This is a genomic window from Kitasatospora sp. NPDC007106, from assembly GCF_040634455.1.
Lineage (GTDB): Bacteria > Actinomycetota > Actinomycetes > Streptomycetales > Streptomycetaceae > Kitasatospora > Kitasatospora arboriphila.
In genome coordinates this window covers 1-5,579 of sequence record NZ_JBEYFP010000393.1, presented here as the reverse complement: position 1 = coordinate 5,579, position 5,579 = coordinate 1, and the positions used below count along the sequence as shown (strand labels likewise).

General features: G+C 74.5%; 7 protein-coding genes. 3 read left to right on the top strand and 4 right to left on the bottom strand.

The annotated features are described in order from the left end of the window. A partial coding sequence (def, locus tag ABZ641_RS24355; protein ID WP_359984876.1) for a peptide deformylase occupies nucleotides 1-669 on the bottom strand: 669 nt, incomplete at its 3' end. A gap of 166 nt (nucleotides 670-835) precedes the next feature. Between def and ABZ641_RS24350 the strand changes: the two genes are divergently transcribed. After that, a complete protein-coding gene (locus ABZ641_RS24350; protein WP_359984873.1) occupies nucleotides 836-1,321 on the top strand; it encodes an ArsR family transcriptional regulator in 486 nt (161 codons plus the stop codon). 73 nt (nucleotides 1,322-1,394) lie between these two features. On the opposite strand, the gene ABZ641_RS24345 is transcribed toward ABZ641_RS24350, so the two are convergent. The 3 genes from ABZ641_RS24345 to ABZ641_RS24335 are packed head-to-tail and all read right to left on the bottom strand — an operon-like array spanning nucleotide 1,395 to nucleotide 3,906. Further along, the gene (locus ABZ641_RS24345; protein ID WP_359984879.1) at nucleotides 1,395-2,360 is read right to left on the bottom strand and encodes an NADPH:quinone oxidoreductase family protein; all 966 of its coding nucleotides are present in this window, start codon (nucleotides 2,358-2,360) and stop codon (nucleotides 1,395-1,397) included. Between the two features lie 5 nt (nucleotides 2,361-2,365). Beyond that, nucleotides 2,366-3,154: an SDR family NAD(P)-dependent oxidoreductase gene (locus ABZ641_RS24340; protein WP_344621774.1), complete on the bottom strand. Its 789-nt coding sequence runs from the start codon at nucleotides 3,152-3,154 to the stop codon at nucleotides 2,366-2,368. Further along, complete coding sequence (locus ABZ641_RS24335) at nucleotides 3,151-3,906, bottom strand: SDR family oxidoreductase (protein ID WP_344621773.1); 756 nt, start codon at nucleotides 3,904-3,906, stop codon at nucleotides 3,151-3,153. The genes ABZ641_RS24340 and ABZ641_RS24335 overlap by 4 nt, the downstream gene beginning before the upstream one ends. 126 nt (nucleotides 3,907-4,032) lie before the next feature. Here ABZ641_RS24335 and ABZ641_RS24330 point away from each other — a divergent pair, with 126 nt between their 5' ends. Both ABZ641_RS24330 and ABZ641_RS24325 read left to right on the top strand, forming a co-directional pair. Further along, nucleotides 4,033-4,647, top strand: a complete 615-nt coding sequence (locus tag ABZ641_RS24330) for a TetR/AcrR family transcriptional regulator (protein WP_344621772.1) — start codon at nucleotides 4,033-4,035, stop codon at nucleotides 4,645-4,647. Between the two features lie 109 nt (nucleotides 4,648-4,756). Next, on the top strand, nucleotides 4,757-5,579 hold an 823-nt coding region (locus ABZ641_RS24325), incomplete at its 3' end, for a DUF2470 domain-containing protein (RefSeq protein ID WP_359984869.1).

The following is a 5,579-nucleotide window of genomic DNA, read 5'->3' as shown; positions in this document are numbered from 1 at the left end:
GCTGGCCTCCCAGCTGAGGTGCAGGCAAACGAGCAGGATGAGGATGAAGCCCGCGAACAGGACCAGGCTCACACCGGAAGCGGCAGCCCGCCCGGAGAGGCGGTCGAGGTAGAGGCGGCCGTGCAGGTGGTCCGTCTCGTGCTGCAGGCAGCGGGCGAAGTAGCCGGTGCCCTCGACCGTGATCGGACGGCCGTCGCGGTCCTGTCCGCGGACGACGGTGCGGGCGGAGCGCGGCACCTCCATGGCCGCGCCGGGGACGGAGAGGCAGCCCTCGTCGTCGTCGAGGAGGCGGCGCCCGCGCACGTCCTCCGGGTCGAGCACGGGGTTGAGGACGTGGCCGACGTGGCGGACGCCGGCGTCGTCGAGGCAGTCGTAGACGAAGAGTTGCAGGTCGACACCGACCTGATTGGCCGCCAGGCCGGCGCCTTCGGCGGTGTACATGGTGGCGAACATGTCGTCGATCAGCCGGGCGAGCTCCGGGCTGCCGAACTCCGCGCCGGCCGGGCGGCAGGGCCGGTGCAGGACCTCCTCACCCGCCTCCGTGATCCGCAGCACCGAGCCGCGGGTCGCCTCCGGCGGTGGCACCGGGCAGTGGTCGACCGGTTCGCCCTGGACCAGGACCCGCGGCCCGTCGGCCGCCCGGGCCCGGTGGTGGCGCTGCTCCGGCATCGGTGTTCCCCCTCGCATGTCGGGCACGGGCCCTCGGCTGCACGGGCCCTCGGCTGCCTGCCGGCGCTTGCCGGGCGCTTTGCAAAGTAGCAGACTTTGCAAAGTGACTGAGGAAGCGTCAATTCGGCGAGCGGCACGGCCCGGCGGAGAACTGTCCGACCACGAGGTGCGGACGGCGCTGCTGCGCCTGCTGGCGGAGGAGGGCACGGTCACGGCCACCAGTGCGGCGGGTCGCCTCGGGTACAGCTCGGGGTTGTGCTCGTTCCACCTCAGGCAGCTGGCCCGGCACGGCCGGATCGAGGAGGTGCCGCAGACCGGCGGACGCGCCAGGCCCTGGCGCCTGCGGCAGGCGGGCGGCACGGTGGAAGAGCCGGGCGGGAGCCAGGAGTTCGGCGAGCTGGCGCGGGGCCTGGAGGACGAGAGCTACCGGCAGTGGCTGGCCCATCGCGGGCGGGCGCCCCAGGAGTGGCGGCACGACGAGGCGTTCAGCGCCGTCGTCCACCTGACGCCGGAGGAGATGTCCCGGGTTGCCGAAGAGGTACGGCAGTTGCTCGCCCGGTACGGCGACCGTGAGGACCTGCCGGCCCGGCGGCCGGCGGCGGCGCGGCCGGTCGCGGTGGTCGCCCGGCTGTTCCCGCTGCTCGACGGCTGAACTGCACGGGCAGGACGGAACAGGGGCGCACGGGGTTTCTCCCCACGCGCCCCTGTGGTGGCTGCCCGATGCTTTACGGATGCACCGTGAGGCGGCCGATGGAGGTGCCGTCGGCGACGCGTTGGACGGCTTCGGCGGCGCGGTCGAAGGAGAAGCGTTCGCCGATCAGGGGCTTGACGACGCCCTTGGCGGCGAGGTCGGTGAGTTCGGTGTGGCAGTCGCGGACGGCCTGCGGGTCGTGGGCGTTGTAGAGCCCCCAGTGCAGGCCGAGGATCGCGTAGTTCTTGACCAGGGCGTGGTTGAGTCCGGGGGCCGGGATGGTGCCGCCGGCGAAGCCGACGACGATGATCCGGCCCTCGAAGGCGATGCACTTGGTGGAGCCGGTGTAGGCCTCGCCGCCGACCGGGTCGAAGACGACGTCGGCGCCGCGGCCGCCGGTGGCCTCCTTGACGGCGGCGATGAAGTCCTCGTGGTGGCGGTCGATCACCAGGTCGGCGCCGAGCGCCTCGGCGGCGGCGGCCTTCTCCGGCCCGCCGACCACGCCGATGACCCGGGCGCCGGCGGCCTTGCCGAGCTGGACGGCGGCGCTGCCGACACCGCCCGCTGCGGCGTGCACGAGGAGGGTCTCGCCGGCCTGGATCCGGGCCCGGCGGTGCAGGCCGAACCAGGCGGTCTGGTAGCCGATGTGGAGGGCGGCGGCCTCGGCGTCGTCGAGGGCGGCCGGGGCGGGGAAGGCGGTGGCCGGGTCCATCAGGGCGTACTCGGCGAATGCGCCGGCGGGCAGCAGCGGGGTGCCGACGACGCGTTCGCCCGCGCGGTCGCCGGAGGCGATCTCGCCGCAGAGTTCGACGCCGGGGGTGAAGGGCAGCGGCGGGCGGACCTGGTAGTGGCCGCGGCACATCAGGGCGTCGGGGAAGTTGACGGCGGCGGCGCGGACCTTGACCAGCAGCTTGCCCTCGCCGGCTCCGGGGCGTTCGGTCTCGGTCTGCCGCATCACTGCGGCGGGTTCGCCGAGTTCGGTGACCTGCCAGGCCTTCATGCCGGTCATGCGGGGCTGCCCTCCTTGGTCTCGATGGCCTGCTGGAGGTGGTTCATGCCACCGATCCAGCGGTCGGGGGTGGTGGCGCGGGCGGCGTAGTAGTCGGCGACCTCGGGGTGCGGCAGGATCAGGAACCGCTCCTCGGTGATCGCGGCGAGGGTGGCGGCGGCGACCTCGTCGGGCTCGATGGCGTTCGGGGTGAGCAGGACCTGGCCGGCGGCGCCGGTGCCCTCCAGCATCGCGGTGCGGACGCCCTGCGGGCAGAGCGCGTGGACCTTGAGGCCGCGGTGCCGGTAGGTGGCGGCGAGCCATTCGGCGAAGGCGAGGGCGCCGTGCTTGGAGACGGCGTACGGGGCGGAGCCGAGCATGGTGAGCAGACCGGCCGCGGAGACGGTGGCGAGGAAGCGGCCCTCGCCGCGCTCCAGCCAGTCGGGGAGGAGTTGTTCGGCGGCGCGGACGTGGGACATGACGTTGACGTCCCAGGCGCGGGCCCAGACCTCCGGTCCGGCGTCGGCGCCGCCGACGGGGGCGATGCCGGCGTTGGCGCAGTAGACGTCGATCCGGCCGAGGGCGTCGCGGGCGGCGGAGATCAGGGCGGCGACGCCTTCGGGCGAGGCGGCGTCGCCGGGGGCGGGGATGCCGCCGATCCGGGCGGCGACGGCCTCGGCGGCCTCGGTGTCGAGGTCGTTGACGACGACGCGGGCGCCGGCGGCGGCGAAGGCGGCCGCGAGTGCCTCGCCGATGCCGCGGCCGGCGCCGGTGACGACGACGCCCTGCCCGGCGAGGCCGGTCACAGCCCGCCGCCCAGGGTGACGCCGCCGTCGACGACGAGGGTCTGGCCGGTGATCCAGGCGGCGTCCTGGGAGAGCAGGAAGGCGACGGCGCCGGCGATGTCCTCGGGCAGGCCGAGGCGGCCGAGCGGGTAGGCGCGGATCACCTTCTCCTCGCGGCCCTCGAACAGTGCCTCGGCGAACTTGGTCTTCACCACGGCGGGTGCGACCGCGTTGACCCGGATGTCGGGGCCGAGGTCGGCGGCGAGTTCCATGGTGAGGCGGATCAGGGCGGCCTTGCTGACGCCGTACATGCCGATGTTGGCGGAGGCGCGGATGCCGGCGATGGAGGCCACGTTGACGACCGCGCCGCCGTGCTCGCCCATCCAGGCCGCGTGGGCGCGGCGGGTCCAGGCCAGCGGGGCGAGGACGTTGACGGCGAGGATCTTGGCGGCGACCGCGGGGTCGGTGTCGAGCACCGGGCCGTAGGAGGGGTTGATGCCGGTGTTGTTGACCAGCATGTCGAGCCGGCCGAAGGTCTCCAGGGTGCGGGCGACGGCCTCCTCCTGGTGGGCCGCGTCGTCCGACTTGCCGGCCACGGCGAGGGCGTGGTCGGGGCCGCCGAGGTCGCGGACGGCCTCGGCGAGCGGCTCGGGGTTGCGGGCGGTGATGCAGACCTTGGCCCCGCGCTGGACCAGTTCGCGGGCGATGCCGAGGCCGATGCCCCGGCTGGCGCCGGTGACCAGGGCCACCTGGCCCTTGAAGGAGGGTGTCATCGCCGAACCTTTCGCCGTACGTCTCGACAGGGTGCTGACTAAGCGCTTGCTTAGCATGTTGGCGACGGGCCACACTGTCAACAGCCGGGCGCCTCCGGCCTTGATCCGTCTGCGAGGATTGACGCCATGACCGACCAAGCGACCGCCGACCTGTGGCCCGGGGAGCGCACCGAGGCCGCCCGGCGCCTGCTGCTCGCGGCCGTCGAGTCCTTCGCCCGCCGCGGCTACCACGCCACGACGACCCGGGACATCGCCACCGGCGCCGGGATGAGCCCCGCTGCGCTCTACATCCACTATCCGTCCAAGGCGGCGCTGCTCTCCGAGATCAGCCGTACCGGCCACCGGGCCACCCTCGACCTGGTGGAGGGGGCCGAGGCGGCGAGCGGCGAGCCGGTGGAGCAGATGCGGCGGCTCGTGGAGGAGTTCACCGCCTGGCACGCCCGCGGCCACACGGTGGGCCGGATCGTCAACAACGAGCTGCACGCGCTGCCCGAGGACGCCTTCGCCGAGGTCGCCGAGCTGCGGATCCGGATCGAGGACACCGTCCGCCGGATCATCGAGAAGGGCGTCGCCCGGGGCGAGTTCGAGGTGCCGGACTCCCGGACGGCGGCCCGGGCCGTGACCTCGCTCGGCATCGACGTCGCCCGCTGGTACACCGACCGCTCCACCGAGAGCCCCGAGGAGCTCGGCCGCCGCTACGGCGTCCTGGTGCTGCGGATGCTCGGATCGGCGGCCGCCTGACCGCGGCGACGGACCGCCGGCCGGCCCCGACCCGCGGGACACGTGCGCACATGCCACTGGCGCCCATCGGAAATTAGGCTAGGCTTACCTAACCTGACGAGGAGGGGCGATGTCCGACGCCGCGCCGAGTGCCGCCGAACGAATCCGTACGCTGCTGGAGTTCGCCTCCTCGGTGGTGCTGGACGTACCCGGGATCGACCTGGTCGAACGGCCCGGGCCGCCGCCGCTGGTGGACTGCGCCGTCCTGCCGGACGGCGCGGTGGCGGTGCTGGTCGAGGACGGCTCGCCGGTGCACCGGATCGCGGTGCTGGCCCGCCGCGACGGCCCGGTCACCGCGGAGCTCGACGCCGTCGACGTGGCCCCCGTCGCGCTGCCGCACCGCATCCGCGGCCGGGCCGCGGTGCAGGGCCGGCTGACCGTGATGTCCCGGGCCACCCCCGCCCGGGTCGCCGCGCTCTTCCCGCGCCGCCGCGCGACCGGCCACGTGCTGCTCTGCCTGGAGCCGGAGCACCTCGCGGTCGAGGACCTGTGGGGCTCGGTCTGCTGCGTCGAGCCGGCCGCGTTCGCCGCCGCCTCCGCCGACCCGCTCGCCGCCGAGGAGGCCCAGCTGCTGCAGCACCTCGACTCCTCGCACGCCGACCAGGTGCGGGCCCTCGGACTGCGGGCCGCCGGCCAGCGCTCCGCGCCGAGCGCCGACGGCGTCCGCGCCGTCCGGCCGGTCGCCCTCGACCGCTTCGGCCTGCGGCTGCGGCTGGTCGGCGAGGACGGCCGGGTGCTGGACGCCCGCTTCGAGTTCGGCCGCCCCGTCCGCTCCCCCGAGGACCTCCCGGAGGCGATGCGCCGGCTGTTCGCCCACGCCACCGCGGAGCGGGGGGCCCCCCCCCCGGGGTTGCCGGCCGGCGCTCCGCACAGAACACCACAAAAAAACACAA